Source organism: Chryseobacterium sp. LAM-KRS1, assembly GCF_013184525.1.
Classification (GTDB): Bacteria; Bacteroidota; Bacteroidia; order Flavobacteriales; family Weeksellaceae; genus Chryseobacterium; species Chryseobacterium proteolyticum.
Map to the genome: position 1 here is coordinate 439,236 of NZ_JAAOIZ010000002.1, position 22,221 is coordinate 461,456.

Below are 22,221 nucleotides of genomic sequence, written 5' to 3' on the forward strand. Positions count from 1 at the left end.
ATCAACTTTACGCTCCTTATTTAATGGAAATAATTACAATGAATTACTTAAAAAAGTTTAATATATTTGTTAAAGATACAATTCGTCTTTATATTGATTAAGAATTTCACCTCAATGAGAATATATTTTGGCTATTTAGTTCTTCTGATATTATTTCCGTTACAAATACATGCGCAGCAAAATCTGTCAGCCGACGAATTATTTGCAAAAGCAAGAACTGCTGCATTCGAGAATAAGGATTATACCAACTCTATTGTATTGGCTAAACAAGCCCTGGAAAAAGCCCCCGATTATACCGATATTTCAATTTTTTTAGGAAGAGTTTATACATGGAATAAGGATCCGGAGTCTGCAAGAACAGTTTTTGAAGCACTTGGAAAAAAAAATATACAGGATGAAGATTACTTTATTGCCTATGCTTCCTTAGAATATTGGAATGACCAGTATAGTAAGGCCAAAGAGATCCTCGACAAAGGGTTATCTTTTCATCCGCAATCTGAAGCGCTTTTACTTTTAAAAGCAAAAGTAAATTATGCAGACAAAGATTATATTGAATCCGAAAAAGCCATTAAATCCATTTTAGCCATCGATCCGAAAAACACGGAAGCCAACAGCCTTGCCGTAAAAGTGAAAGAGTTTACTTCTAAAAACGCTATAAGCATTCTTTATAACTATTCCCATTTTGATAAGCAGTTTGATGACGACTGGCATGTTGTAGGGATCAGCTATAAAAGGGCTACCCCTATTGGAGCCATGATTATCAGAGGGAATTATGCCAACAAATTTGCTCAAGACGGTACCCAGATTGAGATGGAAGCTTATCCACGGTTATCAAAAACATTTTACTTGTATGTGGGAGGTGCCTATTCCAATGATGTCGGGCTTTTCCCGAAATACCGTACAGGGGTATCCCTTTATGCTAATCTTCCTAAGAGTTTCGAAGGAGAAATCGGATACAGGCAGCTTTATTTCAGCAACAGCATCTGGATGTACACAGCATCTATCGGAAAATATTACAAGAATTTCTGGTTTAATATAAGAACCTACATTACGCCGGATAACAAAAATATCTCGCATTCCTATACCGGAACAGTACGCTATTATACGAAAAGTGCTCAGGATTATATTGGCTTTCAGATCGGCACGGGAATAAGCCCTGAAGAAAACCGCAATAACCTTCTTGAAAATGAAACTTTTAAGCTTAAAACTTTCAAAGTAGGTGCTGAATATAATTTTACTGTACAATCCAATATATTCTCTGTGGGAACCATGTATTACAACCAGGAATACCTTCCGAATACAAAAGGAAACCAGTTTGATATTACTTTAGGCTACACAAGAAAATTTTAGACTGTTTTATTTATTTTTTTTCATAAAATTAATAACTACAGAATCAGGCATTAGTTTCTTCGTGGTATAAAAACTTGAATTCATCCTTTTAAACTGGTTAAAACGCCCATTGATCATATTCAGGGCAGAAGCATCATTAGAAGGTTCTTCCTCTGAGTTTTCAAGGGTAAACAACTCCCCGTCGTGAAGATAATATTGATCTGAAACAAAATCAGCCATCATATTTTTACTCTGCATCATAGGGATTCCTGCTTTGCCTGGTTGAAGATCAGGAGAAAAGCCCCGTCCTACCCATGTAACAGTAGATGGCGTTCGGAGTTTATAATTATTTCTGTAATAGGCTACAATAGAAGGAGCAACATCAAAGTGACTTGCCGTTTTGTGAAAACGTTTTGTTTCCTTCAGTAATGGTGAATAAATCAGTAACGGCACATGAAACCTGTCAATTTTAGACTCCAGTGTGATCTCCGGCATACTATGATCTCCCGTAATAACAAAAATTGTACGTTGAAAATCCGGACGTTTACTGTAGTTTTCAAAGAAGTTTTTCAAAGCATAATCTGCATTAAGCACAGCAACCAATTGGTTTTTAAAGCCCGCCGCCCATTTTTTCTGCTCCGGATTTAAAAGATTGGATTGCAACCTTTCGTTATAAAGTTTTTCATAATATTCTTTGTTATTAATCAGAAACGGATTATGGGTGGAAAGGGTAAGAAGCATTTTAAAATAAGGCCTTTGCTGTAATTTCTGGGTTTCCAGCATCTTTCTGAAAACAGCCTGGTCTTCATATCCCCAACTGTCTCCATTGTTTGCCGGCAGTCTTTTGTAAGCCCCTCCATACGATCCAATGTCTACAATATGATCTACTTTACTGTACTCGAGGAAGTTTCGGTATCCGTCAAACAACAAATTTCCACCGTAGTGAAATCCTGTTTCAAATCCGTTGGCTTTCAGTATATTAAAAAGGTTAAAATTTTCCGGTGTTTTTTCAATTTCCAGGAATCCGTTTTTTCCGAAAGGAAGTGATCCTGTAAGCGAAGGTAAAGCTCCGAATGTTCTTCCTGCAGAGCTAAGGCAATTCTCCCAATACAAACTTTTATTAGACAAAGAATCCAGAAACGGCGTAAAGTTTCCGACATAACCTTTAGGAGAGGTGTATGCATGTCCAAAACCTTCCATCACGATAAATACAAGATTCGGAACCTCATCGGATCTGTTGAAATAAGATCCCAAAAAATCGGGAGTATTCTCTTTTCTCAAGAAAGGAAATGACTTGTCGAGCATTTCAGCATCGGCTGTAAAGCTTTCTTCCCCATTAATTATTTCTCCGATTTCCGGGTGATCGCTGATAAAATTCTCTTCATTGGAGATAAAGAAATAGTTCCATTTACTCTTTGAAGCTGTCTGGCCGAAGGTATTATTTGTCTGGTTTAATTCCTTTGACTGAAACATATTACTGGGAACAAAAAAAGCAATCAGACCAAGGCTTAAAAAAGCGATCCCGATATATTTCGACTTCAAAGCGGATTTTACGGCCATCCATAATGGAGTGATACATATCGCAATCAAAACGATCAATAGTGCAATATTTTTTAAATTAAGCATTCCGCTTGCTCTTAAAATCTGTTTGATCTCATCTTTGTTGTAATAAAAAAGATCTGCCCCAAGCATATTTTGGGTCTCAGAGAAATATAAGAACAGAATATACTGTACTACGGTCACCAATCCGAATAGGACAAGTGCTGATAAGTTGGCCCAATTCTCTTTTACGGAATTGATAATTAAATAAATAATTCCAAAGCCAAATATCAGTTTAAACGCAAACAAAATATTTTCAAAAAAAAGATTTCCTGCAATTGAAGAAGGATTCAGCCTTGGGAAAGAATATCTGTACCAAAGCCATTCTGCTGTGATGCCTACCAAAAATAAAAGCAAAAAAACGGCTGATACCATTCCGAATTTTTTCAACCCATTATTAAGAATCGCGGATATTCTTTCTTTTAAAGGTAAATTTTTGGTATTCTGATTAAACCCCTGTCTTGTCATCTCACCCCAACCGTGGGATTTTTTAAAATAATCTATAAATCCTTTTACCCCGGCTTTCACCACGATGGGATGGAAATAAAACGGTTCTGAAAACGCAGTGCCGATCAAGGTTAGAAAATCTTTCCTTTTGGTATAAACCTGATAGCTAACAAGATCCACCAAAATCCCATAAATAGAGTAAAGAAATCCCATCGATACGACCAGGGCAAACAAAATCACGAAAAACGGCCAATTGATAATTCCTAATAAAAGGAAAATAATAAAGATTATATATCCAGAAAATTCAACCAAAGGCCCCAGAAATTCAAAGAAAAACCAATAAGGAAGACTTACCATGCCCAGCTTTCCGTATTTTGGGTTAAACATCATTTTCCGATGTTTCCACAAAGTTTCGATGGTTCCCCGCATCCACCGGTTACGTTGTTTTTTAAGGATATCTTTGCTTTCAGGAACTTCCGTCCAGCAAAGCGGATCAGGAATTGTAAGAACTTCATAAGGCTCATTCTTTTCTTCCATATACTTTCTCATACGGACTACCAGCTCCATATCCTCTCCTACCGTAGTTTTATCATATCCACCGCATTCCAAAACTATTTTTCTGTCGAAAACCCCAAAGGCCCCGGATATCAGGATTAATCCCGATGCCCGCGCCCATGCCATTCTTCCAAGAACGAAAGCACGGATATATTCCAACGCCTGGGTTTTACCGAGGAGCGTTTTTGGCATATTTACACTTACTACTTTTCCATCTTCAATAACGCAATTATTAGCGAGACGGATCACACCTCCGCAGGCGATAATTTTTTTATCGGTTTGTTCCAGAAACGGTTTTGCCAGTTTTAAAATGGCATCCTGTTCCAGGATACAATCCACATCAATACACACCAGATAATTTCCTGAAGAAACATTAATTCCTACATTTAGGGCATCAGCTTTACCCCCGTTTTCTTTATCTACGACAATAAGCTTTTTAAAAGCCTGGTTTTTACTCTTATAGATGCCTTTTATTTTATTGGTTTCAATTGTACCTTGTACAAAAAAAGACACTCTTTCAAGCTCATAAGCTTCGATCAGTTTCTGCATGGAATCATCCTTACTTCCATCGTTAATGATGATAATTTCCAGGTTGTGATAATAGAGAGATAACAGGGACCTTACATTTTCTACAATGGTCATTCCCTCATTATAAGCGGGAGCGAGAAGGCTGAAGGTAGGCGAATTGGGATTAGCGGCAATAATGCTGTAATCGGTAAATGTATTTTCTTTTTTATAACGTATTACAGCTCCTAACGCATATATTCCGACCCAGCCGTAAATAATAACTACTGCCGTCCCATAGAGCAGGAATAACCATATAACAACTTCATAGATAATGTGTGAGAATTCTAACATACTTTTTCCTGGACTGCGTGTTTTATAATTTGAATTAATTCTTCGGACGACGTTTCATCTTCCGAAAGTTTTGATAAGTATTCCTTATATCCCAATGCAGCAAGAGCTTCCGCTGCATACAACTTAATCCCTGTATTGATATTTTCCGATAATTCTTTTTTGAGTAAGCCTATACAGGACTGATCCTTAGAAACTTTCATCACACGAAGAATTTCAAGCTGGACTTCATAAGGCTGGTCGGGATACACTTTTGTAAGGAACTGAATGGTCGAGGGATCTTCTAATGACAAAAGGGTATGCACGGCCTGTATTCTGACCTCAACTGATGAATGCTCCAGAAGATCGGCCACCATCGGATAAAAAGAAAGCAATTGAAATTTCCTTACCAATTTTAAAGTAAAAATGATAACCGAGCTACTTGAACTTCTAAGCCAGCCTTCAATAGCTTCTCCTGAGTTTTCAGGTATGCTGGTAATGGAGAGAAGCAGCCGGAGCTGTTGCCATTCTGAAATTATCCCCGAAGCGGTACTCAAAAAATCCAATCCTTCAAAACCTTTAAAGCTTACCATGGCATATTGCGCTTCCTGGTAGACCTGTGCGGAAGGATGGGATAAAAAAGAGGAAATTTTGGGAAGGTCCTCCTTTGCGTTCATGACCGTAAGTTCCTGTATCCCCCCGGCAATAAGATATGTTTTTTTCTGATCAAGCTTTTTAGCGGCTTCCTGCCGGAGATTGTATTCTTTAAACAGGTTTTTAATTTTAATTTTTGCAGCACCTGAAAATTTCTTTTCGGAATCTACCAGTTTTTGCAGGAATAGATTTCTAAATGAAGGACTCCTGGAAAGAAGTACAAAATTCTGATCAAGAGCAACTTCTTCATCTTCATAAACAATAACTTCCGATATTTTTTGATTAATAACCTTCATCCACCCCAAGATTCTCACAGATTCTTTGTACCGAAAAAAACTGTAAACAAGAATCCCTGTAATCAATAACAATACGAGAGACAACATCCCAAGGAAGATAAGAAACAGAAAATGTACAGAAGTGGTTAGCAGCATCGTTCTATTATTTAGGGGTAAATCTTTTTATCCTCAACATCAATTCATTGGGACTGAACGGCTTTACAATAAAATCAGAAGCTCCCAGATCAAAAGCGTTTAGTACCACCTCTTCCTGCCCCATACTGGATAGCATAATGACAGGAATCTCCTTTCCCATGGTTTGTATGGCAGAAAGTATTTCTATTCCTGAAGCAAAAGGCATCATGATATCGGTGATGGCAAGGTCTACATCTTTCTCTTTTAAGGTTTCGATGGCTTCTTTACCATTACGGGTAAGGATTACTTCATGCCCTTCTTTTAATAATTTGTGTTCTATCGTTTTTAGAATCAGTTCATCGTCTTCAGCGATCAGAATCAACATAGTCTTTTGTTTTTATTTTATTAAACCCTTTATTAAATTTAATCCGATTGTTATTTCATTGATAATTTCCTGCGGTAAAGAGGTGAAATCCATAGTTTCATCCGCTTTCTTTTCCCAGTATAAAGCAGTTTCTGCCAGCTTTATCAATCCGGCAGTTCCGGCTGTACCTTTTAGTTTGTGAAGAACTTTCTTCAACTCATCTTTGTTTTCTTCAGCCGATGCAATTCTTATATTATTTTCCGCCTCAGATAGCTGTTGGACCACCAGATCCAGGAAAATCGCTCTAAAATCATCATCGTCTCCCGTTTGATCATTGAGAAGATTCAGATCAAGATATTTCTCAGTTTTTACAGTATTTCCTGTTTCTATCGTTTGAACGGAAATGTATTTTTCTAGCATTTCCAAAAGATCTGACTGTCTCAGGGGTTTCGGAAGAAAATCATTCATTCCGGACATGATGCATTTTTCCTTTTCACCGATGATGGTTCCTGCTGTTACACCAATGATCGGAACATCCTGATATCCTGGAAGAAGACGAATTTGTTTAGTAGCTTCAATACCGTCCATTACCGGCATTTGGACATCCATCAATATCACCGAAAAATGTTTGTTTTTACATTGTTCCACTGCTTCCAGTCCATTTACCGATTCTGTAAGCTCAACATCGGGAATCAAAGATTTCATCATTTTGTTGTTAAGAACCATATTCACAGGGTTATCATCAACAAGTAAAACCTTAAGATGCGGTGGAAATAAAAAATTTTCTGCTTCCTGCTCATCAGCTGCCGGTATTTCTTTTACATGATCGTGTACTACACGTTTTAAAGTTCGGTAGAGTTCTTCTGATTTTATAGGTTTTAACAGGAAGTAGGAATTTTCTTCTTGCCGGAAAGAGTTGAGTACATCATGCTCTTCCGAAGAAGTATGAAGGATAACCAGGGGTGAAGTTTCATTTTTTTGAGCAAATAATTCCTTAATTTTCTCAATAGTTTCCAACCCTGAAATAATGGGCATATGATAATCCATCAAAATAACATCAAAATGTTCTCCATCCAATAAAATCTGCAAAGCTTCCATCCCGTTGGCTGCTAATTTTGACCCAATATTTTTATAGGCCAGCATGTGCTGGAGAATGATCCTGTTCGCCTCATTATCATCAACAATAAGAACTTTTTCTATTTTCAGTTCTTCTTCTTCAATACCTTCAGATTCCTCATAGGGAACTTCAATGTCAAAGAAAAATACGGATCCTTTTTCCGGTATACTGTTCAGGGAAAGATGGCTTCCCATATAGCCCAGAATATTATTGGATATCGTTAGTCCCAGTCCTGTTCCCCCGTAATGCTTGCTGATGGAACTGTTTTCCTGGGTAAAGGCATCAAAAATATGCTGCTGCTTTTCAAGCGGAATACCTATCCCGGTATCTCTTACGGAAAATCTTAATGATATATTTTGTCCTGTGATATTCAGCTTTTCTACTTTAAGCTCAATCTCGCCACGATGTGTAAATTTAACGGCATTACCCAACAGATTAATGAGAATCTGTTTCATTCTGGATTCGTCAAGCCAAAGTACTTTCGGCAATCCCTGTTCAATATTGAGTAGCAACTCAATGTTTTTTTTCTGTGATTGATAAAGGATCACATTGATTACCTGGCTAACTAAATCATAAACATTCGATCTTTCGATAAGGAGTTCCATTTTTCCAGATTCTATTTTCGAAAAATCCAGGATATCATTAATTATATTGAGTAGATTTTCCCCCGATTCATTGATATAATTAAGATATTGAGTCTGTATTTCATTGAGAGGAGTTTTCAAAAGAAGATCTGAAAATCCGATCACTCCATTCAGAGGTGTACGGATCTCATGACTCATATTGGCAAGAAATTCTGACTTTGCTTTGCTTGCAATATCCGCCATTTTCTTTGCATTTTTGAGTTCTTCATTAGTTTTTACAATATCGGTAATATTCTGTACAGAGACAATTATTCCACCTATTACGCCATCAGAAAGATACCATGGTCCTACTTCCAGGTTATAATGTTGGATGCCTTCTTTATGTGGAACTTCAATGGCAAAATCATCATTTTTATAGACCTTGCCTTCTAAAGCATTTTTGTAGATGGCCTTTCTTTCTTCAGGAACGTTAGGAGAAATGGTATAAATATTCTCTCCCATCAGCTCCATATTATTCATATTGAATTCTTCCTTCCAGCTTGTACTTACCGAAACATAATTAAGTTCTTTATCAAACATCGCTACTGCAACGGGAACATAAGTAGCAAAAGACTGCATCATTGCTTCTTTCTTCTCCAGTTCCAGATATATATTTTTAAAAGCATCAATATCCTGAATGATTCCGTACACCCTGGTACATACTCCGTTTTCAAACTCCGGAATTCCTTTTACTCTTACCCAGATCGTAACTCCATCATTGCGGACAAGCTGAAATTCCGCATCATAAGGAATACCTTCCGAAACAGCCCGGTTAAATAAGAACTCAACTTTTTGTTTATCTTCTTCTTTATAAAAACCGATTGCATTTTCAAAGTCGGGCTGGAATTCCTGATCTATTTTATGGATTTCTTTTGCTGTTTTGGACCAGATTACAGATTTATTTTTAAGGTTGACTTCCCAGCCACCCACCTGAGCGACCGAACTCGTTTGCTCAAGCATTTTCTTGGCATAAAGAAGATCCCTTTCCAGGCTCATTCTTTCCGTTACGTTCAATGCTGTACTTACCACATACGGTTTTCCGTCTTTATCAATTTCCACAAGATTATGGTACATCCAGATCAGTTCTTCACCTTCTTTTGACTCGAGGATCATTGTTCCGAAATCTTCCTTATTCTGATTGATACGTTCTAAATATTTTTCCAGCAAAGAACTATTTTGTTCAGGAACGAGATCTTTCAGATTTAATCCGTTTACTTCTTCCGCAGAATAATGCAGGGTTTCTCTACCTTTTTGATTCACCTCAAGAATATTTCCTTCCATATCGTGCATGCTCATCAACCCGATTGCATTTTCGAAGAAGCTTCTAAAACGGCGTTCGGAACTTTCAAGCTGGCGCTTTTCTTCGATATGCTGGGTAATATTAATGCCGAAACAAAAAATCTCTGAATGGTCATGGTTTTGCTTCAGGTACCATTCTATAATTATAGCACCAGCGTCTTCAGTTTTTGTGGAGGTAGTAAAAACCAGTTCCTCATCTGTCTTAAGAAAGTTTTCGAGTTTGAGTTGCCAATCGTCATCCTGCTTTTTTATAATCGTTAAAAAACTCTGATTAACTGCTTTTTTTGGAGCTATTCCGAATATTTTTTCAAAGGAGGGATTTGCTTCTTTAAGGATAAATTTGTTATCAAGAACGCAAATCAGGTTATTGGAAATATCAAAGGTCTGTTGGAAATATTCAGCCTGTTTATTCTTTTTTTTGCCGATATATAAATTGGTGATAGCTTCTCCAATTTTTTTCAGAGTATCTATTTGGTTGTCGGAGAGGTTTTTAGGCTTAAAATCAATAACGCACAATGTACCTAATGCAAATCCTTCATCATCTATCAGCGGTACCCCTGCATAGAAACGGATACCACTTTCCAGAATTATAGAATTCCCGGATGATCTGTCGTCAGCAAGTGTATCAGGGATCACCAACACATCTCCGTTTGCAATAGAATACTGGCAAAGTGTATTTTCACGCTCCACACTATCCAAAGAAATCCCAATACAGCTCTGTATCATCTGGACATCACTTTCCATAATAGCAATAAGAGAGCTGGGACAGTCGGTAACCAGACAAGCAGTTTCTGCAAAAATATCTAATTGAGGATCCTTTGGCAGATTCAGAAGATCAAATAGTTCCAGTTTTTTTACTCTCCCCTGTTCATTATTAGGCACTGGATAATTCCCCATAACATTAACTAATATTTTGTTTTATGTTAAATATAGTTATAAAATCATTATGGGAAACTATTTTTTTACAACATCGTCAATATATTCAATTAATATTATTTAATAGTACATTACGATTACAAATATTCAAAATTACAGTTACGGAAAATTTAATCTTCAATAAAAATATCTGATAAAACGATTATTACATTTCCATTCCGGTTTAACTCATTCAATCGGAGTCAATTGTCGTTAAAATTATTTGATAACAATCTCATCAAGGTCACAAGACCTCATGCAAAGATTACATTTTTCGATGCCGTTTTTTAATTTTAAAATTCGTTACTGTAATGACAGATTGAGCGACAATATTCATTCTGAGTTGATAACTTAAAAACAGTCACTCTTTTGCTAATCTCCTTACCATACCTTTAAAAATAATCCCATGAAATGGTAAAACAGAATACCAGTATAATCTCCCGGTCAGTCCATGCGGCCGAAAAACCGCTTTTTGCCAAAGCTTTCCTTTATAAGTTTTAAACATGAGCCATGCCTCACCGGGAAGTTTCATTTCTGCGAAGAGAATAAGTTTTCCTTCTTCTTTGTTTGCATATAAAACACGCCAAAAATCCAAAGCATCACCTTCGTGAAGTTGATCGGGATGTGTTCTCCCACGCCGCAATCCGGGTCCGCCAATCAATAGATCCAAAAATCCTCGTATTTTCCATAGGCTTTGCCCGTACCAGCCGTTTGTTCCTCCTAAAGAAAAAACCCGGTTCAGACATTTTTCACGATCATCGTATTCTGCAGTTCTTAGATCCGTAAAGCATCCATATTTTGGGACATCAAGATAATTTTTCAGATTGGAATCACTTCTGCTGCTGATAAAGCTGTCCTTCCAGCTTGATATAATTTCCTTATCCTGAATTTTAGCGAGAGTTCTTCTTAAGGCTGTATCATATGAAAATGGCTGAACACCTGTAATCTGTTTTATTTCCAGTAAGCTTTCTGGCCTGCATACCACCTCAATTTTCATACTTCCAACCAGTGCGGAAGCCAAATTATAGGATGTCGAAGTAATAAAATACAACCAATACGAGGACAGTTTGGGTGTCATTACAGGAACTGTAAAAATCTTTCTTTTCAGCCCTCTGATTTTAGCAAATTCCAAGAGCATTTCTTTATAAGTCAACACATTATCACAACCTATATCAAAATTTCTACGATAGGCCTTTTCTTTAAATAATGTAAAAATCAGAAAATCAAGAACGTTGGCAATTCCTATCGGCTGACATTTTGTGTGAAGCCACCTTGGAGCGATCATTATGGGTAATTTTTCTACCAGATCTCTTATAATTTCAAAAGAAGCACTTCCTGATCCAATGATAATTCCGGCTCTTAAGACCGTGGCAGGAATTTTACATTGCATAAGAATCTTTTCAACCTCAAACCGGGAACTTAAATGTTGGGATAATTCTTTTTCGTTGACCAGACCCGAAAGATAAATGATGTGTTTGCATTCCGTATTCTCAATAAAATTGGAAAAGTTAACAGCGCATTCTTTTTCTTTTTCAGCATAATCATTGCTATTGCTCATCGAATGCATAAGATAATACGCTCCTGAAATATCTTTCGGAATATTTTCCAGGGTTTCAGGTTTTAAAAAATCTACTTCCACTACTTCCACCTGACTATCGTTAATATCGACACTTTTGGAAAAACGATTTTTATCTCTGCAACAACAGATAACCCGATAACCCTGAGCAGCGATAACGTCGATCATTCTTTTTCCGATGTATCCGGTTGCGCCGGTGAGCAGAATTTTTTTCATAGGATTAGGCTTTGGTGGTTTGACAATGTTTGCCGGTGAAAGAAAAAATTATACCTTTTCTAAAAGATGCCCGAAATAATCTTTCTTTTTTGCCAGGTAACTTTCATTGACCTCATTCGACTCTATTTCCAGCGGAATTCTATTCTTTAGCTTAATTCCACTGTTATCAAGAGATTTCAGCTTTTCAGGATTGTTGGTCAGCAGATTAATTTCATTTACTTTTAAAATCTTCAGCACTTCTATCGCGATATCAAAATTTCTGCCATCAGCCGGTAATCCCAGTTTCAGATTAGCTTCTACCGTGTCAAAGCCTTTTTCCTGAAGTGCATAAGCTCTCAATTTGTTGATGATTCCGATATTCCGACCTTCCTGACGCAGATAAATAATTATTCCGCCGTTCTCATGCACATATTTCATAGCAGCATCCAGCTGTTGCCCGCACTCGCATTTTTTAGAATGAAAAACTTCGCCGGTGATACACTCCGAATGAAAACGCACATTCACCGCAGTACTAAAATCTGTATTTTCCGCCACCCAAACCAGATTCGGATTCCAATCATCTTCGAACTCTGAAAATGCATAAACAGTAAACATTCCAAAATCAGTTGGAATATTCGATTGCGCTTGTATTGTCAACATAATTTAAAAATTAAAAAATCATATAGTACAAATTTATACTTTATTTTAAATAAAAATAAAATTATTTACTAAATTTGTAGATAAATACATTTTCTTATGCAGGAAAATCCAATATCACACAGGAAAAAAACTGAATTATATATTGAATACCAAAAAGTTATAATAAATGAAAGAGAAGTCCCGGATCAATGTTTCACTAATTACAACCTTTCGAAATTAATTTTTTTGACAAGGTGAAATAAAATAAAATTGAGCACTGATAAATAACAACCGGCCTTTTAATCCAGAGAACAGGCAAAACTTTACAACCCTAAGCAAGAATTCAGACGATTATGGCTAAAATAATAAAACATACCGCTCAACTGATTTTTCCGCATCAGCTTTTTGAGGATACTGATTACCTTATCCAAGATCAGCCGGTATTTTTGATAGAGGAATTCTTATTTTTCAGGCAATATGCGTTTCATAAACAGAAGATAGCTTTTCATCGTGCGACAATGAAGTTCTATGAACATACATTGAAAAAATCCGGTTTTGAGGTTGAATATATCGAAAGTTCATCAAAATACTCAGACATCAGAAACTTAATTCTGAAACTGGAAAACGACCATTTTAAAACTATAAAAACGACAGATGTTTGTGATAATTGGCTGGAAAAAAGATTAAGACAAACCAAATTAGATCTTGAAATTCATGACAGCCCTCTTTTTTTGAATACCAAAGAAGAGCTGAAAGATTACTTTGAAGGGAAAAAATCATACCATCAGACTGATTTTTACAAGCAGCAGAGAATCACCCGGAATATCCTGATGAAGGCAGGAAAACCGCTGGGAGGAAAATGGACCTATGATACGGAAAACCGAAGAAAATATCCTAAAAATAAAAAAGCACCTTTCATATATTTCCCGACAAACAATCAATATTATGAGGAGGCGAAAGAATATACCGAAAAACATTTTTCAAAAAATTACGGAATTCTTACAGATGAACAGCTTTATCCTACAACTTTCAAAGAAGCTGAAAAATGGCTTGAGCAATTCCTGGAAATGCGTTTTCCGGAATTTGGCATTTATGAAGACAGCATCGTGGAGAAAGAATATTTTCTGCATCACAGTGTTCTTTCTCCATTAATGAATGTAGGACTTTTAACTGCGGAAAATGTTTTGGAAAAAGCTATTTCCTTTGCAAAGGAAAATGATATTCCGGTAAACTCACTGGAAGGTTTTGTTAGACAAATTTTAGGATGGAGAGAATTTGTCCGGGGCGTTTATCTTTATCAGGGTGTGCATCAGCGGAATAAAAATTACTGGAAACACAAGCAAAAACTTCCGGGATCTTTTTATACCGCTAAAACGGGAATCCAGCCAGTTGACAGCTCAATTCAGAAAATTCTAAAAACCGGCTATGCACACCACATCGAAAGGCTGATGATTTTTGCTAATTTAATGAACCTCTGCCAATTCGATCCTGATGAAGTATATCAGTGGTTTATGGAAATGTTCATTGATTCTTATGACTGGGTAATGGTTCCGAATGTGTATGGAATGAGCACCCTTTCGGATGGTGGCAAAATGAGTACGAAACCCTACATCAGTGGCAGCAATTACATCAAAAAAATGAGCGATTATCCTAACGGAGAATGGGCAGAACAATGGGATGCACTTTTCTGGAACTTCATCAATGATAACAAGGATTTTTTCGCCAAAAACCCAAGGCTGGGCATGATGTTGAGAACGCTTGAAAAAATGCCGGAAGAGCAACGGAAAGAGCATATAAAAAGAGCAAAAGCATTTATTGAAAATCTGAAATAATGAATAAAAATTTCAACATACGGGAAAGGGACCGGATTATCGAGATGGCCTGGGAAGACCGTACTCCATTTGAAGCTATAGCATTTCAGTTTGGGATCAGAGAATCTGAAGTGATTGAAATAATGCGTGCTGAATTAAAAGAATCGAGTTTTAAACTTTGGAGAACAAGGGTGAATTCCGGCGTGAGTCAAAAACATTTAAAAAAGCGAAATGAAGATATCATTCGCTTTAAATGCAGTAGACAAAGAACCATTAGCAACAATAAAATTTCTAAAAGATAATAGAGTAATCATGAAAAATATTGTCATCGTCGGATGTGGAAAAGGAATTGGACGTGCAACAGCAGAAATCCTTTCCGAACAAAATAAAATCACAGGAATTTCAAGAACAATAAATCCCGGGGTAAATCACGCTAATATAACATTCCATCAAATGGATATTCTTTCCGGAAATTTAGATGAAATTACTTTTCCTGAAGTTGTAGACGGATTGGTGTACTCTCCCGGAAGCATTAATCTTAAACCGTTTAACAGGCTTACCATAGATGAGTTCAAGAATGATTTTGAAATTAATGTGATAGGAGCAGTGAAAGTTATTCAAAAGCTTTTACCGAATCTTAAAAAATCTGAAAGTGCCTCTATTGTACTTTTCAGTTCTGTAGCGGCAAAACTGGGAATGCCGTTTCACTCTTCAATTGCTGCCAGCAAAAACGCTGTGGAAGGTCTTACCAAAAGTTTAGCGGCTGAATTTTCGGCGCATAAAATCAGGGTAAATGCCATTGCTCCTTCTTTGACAGATACTGAGCTCGCCTCAAACCTCTTATCAACTCCTGAAAAAAAGGAAGCATCCGCTAAAAGGCATCCTCTGCAAAGAATTGGAAATGCCGAAGAAATTGCGGAAATGACAGCTTTTTTAATTTCCGATAAATCTTCCTGGATTACGGGCCAGATTTTTGGAATCGACGGTGGAATGGGAAGTGTGAAACTTTAACGTAAAAAGATATATTTTTAGATTAAATTTGTGCCATGAATACCGATTTTTTCATTGATTTGCTTCATCAGGTAAAAGAATTTGAAAACTCCGAAGCTTGTAAACCTCATTCTACCACTGAGGATTTTCGTCTTTGGCTCAATGATCAGAAATACAGAAAAGAAAGCCCTACAAAGCTTTTTAAAAATGAAGAGCATCAGGTTGCTTTTACCGAAAATGAAATCTGCAAACAGGTTCTGCTTTTGGCAAGATATTCCAAGCAACTTATTAGAAAAGGACTTAATGACTTTCCTGAATTAGCCAATGAAGAATTCACCTATCTGTATAGACTGAAAGATGAACCAAACCTGACTAAAATTCAGCTCATTGAAAGAAACGGACATGAGAAACAGACGGGGACTCAAATTATCAAGCGTTTATTGGAATACGGTTTAATTGAAGAAAAAAACGACAGCGAAGACAAAAGAAGCAAACGTCTGAACATCACTAAAAAAGGAGAAGATTATTTCCACCGTTCTGTTAAAAAAGTAAATATCACTTCAAGAATTCTTGCCGGGAAGCTTGAAAATAATGAAAAAAATGAGTTTCTGGAATTACTCAGAAAGCTTAATGATTTTCATTCTAATCTTTACTTTCAATATAAAAATTCTAACATTGACGAGATTACTGAAGCATTCGACTAGATCCAGAATTACGTGAAGTTTAAACCATGATCTCCTTAAATCGCCTATTCCCGGACCGACACCGGTTATAAAGGCTAAAAATTGACGAATAAGGCTAAACCACCAAATAAAGATTCCACTCTTCAAGGTTGCTTTTTTGTTTCTTTAAATGAGATCTTTTTCTCAATTTTCCTATCTTTAAATTTTCAAGTAAGAATTTTCTATGAGCAAGCCTTCTGATCCTAATGCAGAAATGATGAAACGCCTGCAGGATATGCAGAAAGAACAGCTTATCATTGCCCGTTTAGCCAAAGACTTCTCTACCGTTTTAAACAAAAAACAACTTCTTTCTGTTCTCAATACCTCTTTCAAAACTGAACTGGGCTTTAATGATTGTATGATCATCAGGGATTACAGAGGGACTATTGAAATGCTCATCAGTGGGATTGAAAATCAAAATTACACTATAGATCATGCACTTGATACGTATTTAAAAAAATGCCTTGATTCCGCGGAACCCCTGTTTTTTGATCTTAAAGAATTGTCATCACTTCCTTCCTGTTTTACCGAAGTTAGAAATTCGGGAATGCGAATGGCTGTGGGATTAGGTTTGCCTGCTGTTAATGAAAATAAAAATGTGCTTTTCCTTTTCTACAGAAATTTTATCTCAAGAGATGCTATTCCGGAAAGAATTTTAAACAGCGTTTCTACCCAGGTTTCCATTACTCTTCATAATATTGATGTTCAGGAACAATTGAAAGCGTTTCAGGGAAATATCCAGAACTTTCCTAAAGAAACTGAAGAAGAAAAGAAAAGTGAGTATGGTTTCCATGGAATTGTGGGACAAAGTGAAGTAATGCAGACTATTTTTGAACAGATCTCACAGGTAGCTCCATCACAATCCAATGTCATCATCTTTGGAGAAACGGGTACAGGAAAGGAGCTTATAGCAAAGGCTATTCATGAACTTTCAGAATTTTCGGGAAAGAAGATGGTCAGGATAAACTGTGCGGCCATTCCTGCCAATCTGATAGAATCCGAACTTTTCGGGCACGAAAAAGGAAGCTTTACCGGAGCAACCGAACAGCGGAAAGGAAAGTTTGAACAGGCGCACAACAGCACCATTTTTCTGGATGAAATAGGTGAACTTCCCCTGGAATTGCAAGCCAGACTTCTGAGGGTTCTTCAGGAAAAAGAAATCGAAAGGATCGGGGGAAACAAAAGAATAAAAGTGAATGTAAGGATCATTACGGCCACCAACAGGAATCTTGAAAAAGAAGTCGCGGAAGGACGGTTCAGAAGTGATCTTTTTTACAGGCTGAATGTATTTCCTATCCATCTTCCTGCCTTGCGGGAAAGAAAAGAGGATATTCCTTTACTGGCAAACTACTTCCTTGAGAAACTCTATTCTAAGACAGGCAAAAAGATTACCGGTTTTTCTCAGAACGTGGCAAAAATGATGATCGCCAATCCATGGCTCGGTAATATCCGTGAACTGGAAAATATGGTTGAAAGAAGCATGCTGACGGCAAAAGGAAATATGATCAGGGAAATGGATTTTCCGAAAGTTATTAACTCTCCAAATATGGATCAGGATTTCCGGATCAAAACGCTCCAGGAATTCGAAAAGGAATATATTCTAAAAATAATCAAAAAATGTAACGGCCGTATTTTTGGTGAAACAGGTGCTGCAAAGCTGCTGGGATTACCGCCAACCACCCTGATTTCCAAAATGCAGAAACTCGGAATAGAAAAAAAACACTATTTCAAGGGATCTGAATAATGTTTGTCAAGCTCCATTTCTATTTTCCCGGAAGACAAAGCCCAGAAAATCCAAAGGCCTAAAATGATCAGCAGCGACAAGACCGGGATCCAGAACGACAGGATTAATGCAATCACATAAATCGGAAGCCCGTAAAGGTAATTATTATGGATCTTTTTTATAGCAGCATCGGTAATACCGGGACGCAAAAGTTTTTTATTCCGGGTGGCCAGAAACCATAATAAATTGTAAGCAAGATTGATCAGAACAAAAATACCGGTATAGAGTGCCACAACAACAGAGGAAGCTTCACCGTCAAAATACCTTGCCAGCAAAGCGGTAGGATAAGAAACTGCTGAAACCAGAAAAAGGATCAGTCCATTCGCAAACATAATTGCGGAATTCCGACTATAGATCTGTTTGAAGATCTTATGATGGTTTACCCACATGATGAAAATGCTGAAAAATGAAAGGATAAATGCCAGAAATGCCGGCCATTGATTCTTCAGAAAGACCAGCAGATCATTCCCGTTCTGTATTGCATGCTCTTCAGGGAAATGAAGGTCCAATACCAAAAGCGTAACAGCTATTGCAAAGACGCCATCACTGAATCCTTCTATTCTGAGTGTTTCTTTTTCCATAATTACCTGATTGATTTATTATTTGATATTCTGCGTAAAGGCATAATGATTTTGTCCTCAAATTATTTGAAGAATTATGATTAAAAAAATGAATGAAAATATAGTCTCCGGTTAGCTTTGCCCGTGATTATTTATAGCCTTTGTCAATTCCTAATTTTTTCATTTTGGAATATAAAGTCTGAGCTTGTATTTTCAGCAGCTCTGCAGCACCGCCAGGTCCGGAAACTTTTCCGTTGGAATTCTGAAGCGCACTCATAATATGATCTCTTTCCATATCTTCCAATGATTTTAGCTGGCCTGGCATTTCAGAAGATTTTTCAATGATTTTGGGCAGATCAAAGCTTTCTATTTCTGCGGTTTTGGCCAACAGAACACTTCGTTCGATCAAATGCTCCAGCTCACGAATGTTTCCCGGCCAGTGATAATTCAGCAACTGTTCTAATGCTTTTTCACTGATAGAAGTGATATTTCTTCTCGAAGCAGCGGCATATTTATTCAGGAAAAAATGGGCCAGCAATACGATATCTTCCTTTCTTTCTCTCAGCGAAGGCAGTTCAATAGGGAAAACATTCAAACGGTAATACAGATCCAGCCTGAATCTTCCTTCCGCCACTTCTTTTTCCAGGGAGCGGTTGGTCGCTGCAACAATTCTTACATTTACTTTAACTGTATTATTTCCACCTAGCCGTTCAATTTCCTTTTCCTGTAAAACTCTCAGTAATTTAACCTGTGAATCCAGTGGCAGTTCCCCTATTTCATCCAGAAAGACGGTTCCTCCGTTGGCCTGCTCAAACTTTCCGATCCTTAATGTATTGGCTCCGGTAAAGCTTCCTTTTTCATGTCCGAAGAGCTCGGATTCGATAAGCGCATGCGGCAGTGCGGCACAGTTGACTACAACAATAGGATGAGCGCTGCGGTCTGAAAGCTCATGAACGGAATGAGCCACTTTTTCCTTACCCGTTCCGCTTTCCCCGACCACCAGAACAGAGGTATCTGTAGGAGCGACTATTCTTATTTTTTCAACAACATCCTGAAGTACCTTGCTTTTCCCGATAATTCCTTCAATCACTTCACGATTTCCGTTATCTGTGCACAGTTCACAGCCTCTTTCCATATCATAACGGTATCTGGCAATGTCAAGCATAACAATCATATCACGCTCCCGGAAAGGTTTTACCATAAATCCGTAGGGCTGCGTTTCTTTCACTGCTTCCAGGGTAGACTGGTTGGTATTGGCTGAAATATAAAGAAAAGGCAGATTCATTTCACGCAGTTCCCAGGCAAGATCGATTCCTGTGAGATCTCCCTTTAAGATGATATCAAGAAGTACCCAATCCGGCTTGCTGTCTGCAATCAGTTTTCTGGCCTGAACCACCGAAGATGCGATTCCTGTGATCTGGTAACCGGCTTTCATCAGCATCAGCTTCAGATCATTGGCTACAATAAATTCATCTTCTACAATTAATATTTTTTCTTTCATGATAGTCAGCCTTTAGTTGGAAGGAGTTATTTCTGTATTTCTTCTGAATGTAATTGTAATTTTTAATCCACTTTTATTTTCGAGATGGAAGGTCCCGTCTAACTGGTCAGTAAGCCCCCGCATCAGGTTCATTCCCAGAGATTCCGTTTCTTCAATATTGAAATCATTGGGAAGCCCTACTCCATTATCTGATATAATCAGTTCACAAAGATGGTCACCCGTATTTTTGAATGAGACGGAAACTTCACCTTTCCGGTCATCCGGAAACGCATATTTTACCGTATTATTGACTGCTTCATTAACAATTAATCCCATAGGAACCGCCTGGGCGACGTCAAGTAACACTTTATCAGTATCCACTGTGAAATTAATTTTTTTGTCATACGAATAACATTCTTTGATATAAGTGATCAACTCATAAATATACCATGACATATCAATCATCGAAAGATTATCGGACTGATAAAGTTTCTGATGGATAATGGACATAGCATGCATTCTGTGCTGGCTGTTCTGGATGGCCATCAGGGCATCTTCATTATCCAGGTAAGCAGACTGCGTATTCAGCAGGCTGATCACAATCTGCAGATTGTTTTTGACCCTGTGATGGATCTCTTTTAAGAGCCATTCTTTTTCGGCAAGTAATTTTTTCAGCTGTTCGTTCTGTTCATCAATCTGCTTACGTTTCAGTTCCAGGTTTTTATTGGCATTGCTTTTTAATCTTGAACGATTATACAGCAAAGCAGCAAAAAGGATCAGTGCCAGAATACTTCCAATGAAAACATATCTGATAAAGGTATCATTCGCAATCTTAATATCCTGCAGTTTTGCTTTCTGGGTCAGCAGCTGAATGTTTTTATCTTTCTGTTCTGTCTCAAACTGAATTTTAAGGCTGTTGATCTGCTTGCTTTTTTCGCCGTTAAAAACAGAATCGGAAAGTTTTTTGTACAGCTGATAATGCTGTATGGCATCCAGGTATTTTCCCTGTACAGAATCTGCTTTGAACCACATTAAATGGTTTTCCGAACGAAGCATATCATTTCCGTTATTTTTAGCTATCGAATCAAAAAGCCTCGCTTCGCGGTACATTTTATCAAAGTTCCGGGTCTGGTAATGATAAAAAACAAAGCTTCGCAGCAATGAAGCCTGCTGATTGTTCTTTTCTGCATTTTCACCGTAATAGGCGACCAGTTTTTTGTAGTAGGCTTCGGCTTTATTAAACTGCTTTAAAATAGTATAGGTGCTGAACAGGATATAGTTTTCTGACATTTCAAAATCCTGGTCTACGATTGGGTAACGTTCTCTATATTCTTCTATCATGGTAATAGACTGCTTAAACTTTTTCTGCCTGATCAGCATCGTAGAAATATTATTGGCAACGGTTCTGATGTAGCTGTTATCTTTATTTTTTTTAGCAGTAGCTAAGGATTTTTCCCAATATCTCATAGCATCGTCGTTCTGGTGAAGATAGTAATACACCATTCCGATATTGCTGTAAATAGAACACATCTGCAAAGAATAATCATTCACACTTTCGGCTGTTTTTTCTGCCAGAAGACCATAACGGAGCGCTTCCCCATAATCCGCCTTCTGAATTTCAACCTGGGAAATAAGATTGTACACACTTTGTAATTCTCTGAATTTCACCGACTGATAAACAGAAAGGGAATGCCTGAGCAAACCGAGCGCTTTATCAGGATTTTCTTTGATATAATATAGTTCTCCAAGATCTTTTAAGACGCCTGCCTGATTCAGTTTTGATCCTGAATTTTTAAAAAGTTCCAATGCTTTTTCTTTCAGTTTAATTTTAGTATCAAAATACTCGGGTTTATTGTCATACATATACGATAATTCGTTGTATGCCTCTCCGGCCTGTTCCTTTAATTGATGGGTTTCAAAATAAGCAAGTGCTTCTTTCATTTTGGATAAAGCAATGTTTTTACTGCCTCTTTCTTTATCTAGTTTAGCATCCAGAAATATGAGCTTTCCGGCAGACATCGGATCTCCGGATTTTATATTCAGTGCTTTTGCCTGTCTGTTCAGAATAGCGGCACTGTCGAGATCAGCCTTCAACTCTCCTTTTTTACTAATATAATAGTTACTCAGCCGCAACAATAAAGCGGTTTTCTGAGCAGTATTGGGGGAAGAGGAAATCTGTTTTCTCAACAGTGCAGGATTTTCTTGGATTTGTGCTTTTATACTCCATGAAAACATAAAAACCAATGAAAAATATACTACTTTAAATAGATTTTTAGATAAAAAATAAAGCCTGAAATTCATTTTTTAAAGGTAATATTT

The 22,221-nt window shown here is 37.3% G+C and carries 15 protein-coding genes; 6 read left to right on the plus strand and 9 right to left on the minus strand.

From position 1 onward, the window contains the following. Positions 1-114: 114 nt before the first annotated feature. Positions 115-1,350: a YaiO family outer membrane beta-barrel protein gene (locus tag G9C87_RS05905; RefSeq protein WP_172279094.1), complete on the plus strand. Its 1,236-nt coding sequence runs from the start codon at positions 115-117 to the stop codon at positions 1,348-1,350. 6 nt (positions 1,351-1,356) lie between these two features. On the opposite strand, the gene G9C87_RS05910 is transcribed toward G9C87_RS05905, so the two are convergent. From G9C87_RS05910 to ribA, 6 genes are all read right to left on the minus strand, one after another. Continuing rightward, the gene (locus G9C87_RS05910) at positions 1,357-4,788 is read right to left on the minus strand and encodes a sulfatase-like hydrolase/transferase (protein WP_172279096.1); all 3,432 of its coding nucleotides are present in this window, start codon (positions 4,786-4,788) and stop codon (positions 1,357-1,359) included. Continuing rightward, positions 4,782-5,849, minus strand: a complete 1,068-nt coding sequence (locus G9C87_RS05915) for a HEAT repeat domain-containing protein (RefSeq protein WP_172279097.1) — start codon at positions 5,847-5,849, stop codon at positions 4,782-4,784. Before G9C87_RS05915 ends, G9C87_RS05910 begins: the two co-directional genes overlap by 7 nt. A gap of 7 nt (positions 5,850-5,856) precedes the next feature. Then, entirely contained in the window at positions 5,857-6,213 is a 357-nt protein-coding gene (locus tag G9C87_RS05920) for a response regulator transcription factor (protein WP_172279099.1), read from the minus strand. Between the two features lie 12 nt (positions 6,214-6,225). Next, positions 6,226-10,128, minus strand: a complete 3,903-nt coding sequence (locus G9C87_RS05925; RefSeq protein WP_172279101.1) for a PAS domain S-box protein — start codon at positions 10,126-10,128, stop codon at positions 6,226-6,228. 379 nt (positions 10,129-10,507) lie between these two features. Next, positions 10,508-11,938, minus strand: a complete 1,431-nt coding sequence (locus G9C87_RS05930) for an SDR family oxidoreductase (protein WP_172279103.1) — start codon at positions 11,936-11,938, stop codon at positions 10,508-10,510. A 48-nt stretch (positions 11,939-11,986) separates the two neighbouring features. Then, on the minus strand, positions 11,987-12,577 hold the full coding sequence (ribA, locus tag G9C87_RS05935; RefSeq protein ID WP_172279105.1) for a GTP cyclohydrolase II: 591 nt from the start codon (positions 12,575-12,577) through the stop codon (positions 11,987-11,989). Positions 12,578-12,909: 332 nt separating this feature from the next. On the opposite strand from ribA, the gene G9C87_RS05940 reads away from it, so the two are divergent. From G9C87_RS05940 to G9C87_RS05960, 5 genes are all read left to right on the plus strand, one after another. Further along, positions 12,910-14,388 carry a cryptochrome/photolyase family protein gene (locus G9C87_RS05940; protein ID WP_172279107.1) on the plus strand — a complete coding sequence of 493 codons (1,479 nt, stop codon included), beginning with the start codon at positions 12,910-12,912 and terminating at the stop codon, positions 14,386-14,388. Continuing rightward, complete coding sequence (locus G9C87_RS05945) at positions 14,388-14,669, plus strand: TIGR03643 family protein (RefSeq protein ID WP_172279109.1); 282 nt, start codon at positions 14,388-14,390, stop codon at positions 14,667-14,669. The genes G9C87_RS05940 and G9C87_RS05945 overlap by 1 nt, the downstream gene beginning before the upstream one ends. A gap of 10 nt (positions 14,670-14,679) precedes the next feature. Then, positions 14,680-15,378, plus strand: a complete 699-nt coding sequence (locus G9C87_RS05950) for an SDR family NAD(P)-dependent oxidoreductase (RefSeq protein ID WP_172279710.1) — start codon at positions 14,680-14,682, stop codon at positions 15,376-15,378. 35 nt (positions 15,379-15,413) lie between these two features. Then, the gene (locus tag G9C87_RS05955) at positions 15,414-16,061 is read left to right on the plus strand and encodes a MarR family winged helix-turn-helix transcriptional regulator (RefSeq protein WP_172279111.1); all 648 of its coding nucleotides are present in this window, start codon (positions 15,414-15,416) and stop codon (positions 16,059-16,061) included. 202 nt (positions 16,062-16,263) lie between these two features. Continuing rightward, a complete protein-coding gene (locus G9C87_RS05960; protein ID WP_172279113.1) occupies positions 16,264-17,823 on the plus strand; it encodes a sigma-54 interaction domain-containing protein in 1,560 nt (519 codons plus the stop codon). On the opposite strand, the gene G9C87_RS05965 is transcribed toward G9C87_RS05960, so the two are convergent. The 3 genes from G9C87_RS05965 to G9C87_RS05975 form a co-directional block, all read right to left on the minus strand. After that, positions 17,802-18,443, minus strand: coding sequence for a TMEM175 family protein (locus G9C87_RS05965; protein ID WP_172279115.1), 642 nt, complete (start codon positions 18,441-18,443; stop codon positions 17,802-17,804). The two genes, G9C87_RS05960 and G9C87_RS05965, sit on opposite strands and share 22 nt — an antisense overlap. A gap of 127 nt (positions 18,444-18,570) precedes the next feature. Beyond that, on the minus strand, positions 18,571-19,923 hold the full coding sequence (locus tag G9C87_RS05970) for a sigma-54-dependent transcriptional regulator (RefSeq protein WP_172279117.1): 1,353 nt from the start codon (positions 19,921-19,923) through the stop codon (positions 18,571-18,573). A 12-nt stretch (positions 19,924-19,935) separates the two neighbouring features. Then, on the minus strand, positions 19,936-22,203 hold the full coding sequence (locus G9C87_RS05975; protein ID WP_172279119.1) for a histidine kinase dimerization/phosphoacceptor domain -containing protein: 2,268 nt from the start codon (positions 22,201-22,203) through the stop codon (positions 19,936-19,938). Between the last annotated feature and the right edge of the window lie 18 nt (positions 22,204-22,221).

Bases quoted from the DNA above. Each gene is read 5' to 3' on its own strand.
- G9C87_RS05960 (WP_172279113.1), top strand. From the start codon at position 16,264: ATGAGCAAGCCTTCTGATCCTAATGCAGAAATGATGAAACGCCTGCAG.
- G9C87_RS05940 (WP_172279107.1), top strand. From the start codon at position 12,910: ATGGCTAAAATAATAAAACATACCGCTCAACTGATTTTTCCGCATCAG.
- G9C87_RS05950 (WP_172279710.1), top strand. From the start codon at position 14,680: ATGAAAAATATTGTCATCGTCGGATGTGGAAAAGGAATTGGACGTGCA.
- G9C87_RS05915 (WP_172279097.1), bottom strand. From the start codon at position 5,849: ATGCTGCTAACCACTTCTGTACATTTTCTGTTTCTTATCTTCCTTGGG.
- G9C87_RS05945 (WP_172279109.1), top strand. From the start codon at position 14,388: ATGAATAAAAATTTCAACATACGGGAAAGGGACCGGATTATCGAGATG.
- ribA (WP_172279105.1), bottom strand. From the start codon at position 12,577: ATGTTGACAATACAAGCGCAATCGAATATTCCAACTGATTTTGGAATG.
- G9C87_RS05970 (WP_172279117.1), bottom strand. From the start codon at position 19,923: ATGAAAGAAAAAATATTAATTGTAGAAGATGAATTTATTGTAGCCAAT.
- G9C87_RS05965 (WP_172279115.1), bottom strand. From the start codon at position 18,443: ATGGAAAAAGAAACACTCAGAATAGAAGGATTCAGTGATGGCGTCTTT.
- G9C87_RS05910 (WP_172279096.1), bottom strand. From the start codon at position 4,788: ATGTTAGAATTCTCACACATTATCTATGAAGTTGTTATATGGTTATTC.
- G9C87_RS05905 (WP_172279094.1), top strand. From the start codon at position 115: ATGAGAATATATTTTGGCTATTTAGTTCTTCTGATATTATTTCCGTTA.
- G9C87_RS05955 (WP_172279111.1), top strand. From the start codon at position 15,414: ATGAATACCGATTTTTTCATTGATTTGCTTCATCAGGTAAAAGAATTT.
- G9C87_RS05930 (WP_172279103.1), bottom strand. From the start codon at position 11,938: ATGAAAAAAATTCTGCTCACCGGCGCAACCGGATACATCGGAAAAAGA.
- G9C87_RS05920 (WP_172279099.1), bottom strand. From the start codon at position 6,213: ATGTTGATTCTGATCGCTGAAGACGATGAACTGATTCTAAAAACGATA.
- G9C87_RS05975 (WP_172279119.1), bottom strand. From the start codon at position 22,203: ATGAATTTCAGGCTTTATTTTTTATCTAAAAATCTATTTAAAGTAGTA.
- G9C87_RS05925 (WP_172279101.1), bottom strand. From the start codon at position 10,128: ATGGGGAATTATCCAGTGCCTAATAATGAACAGGGGAGAGTAAAAAAA.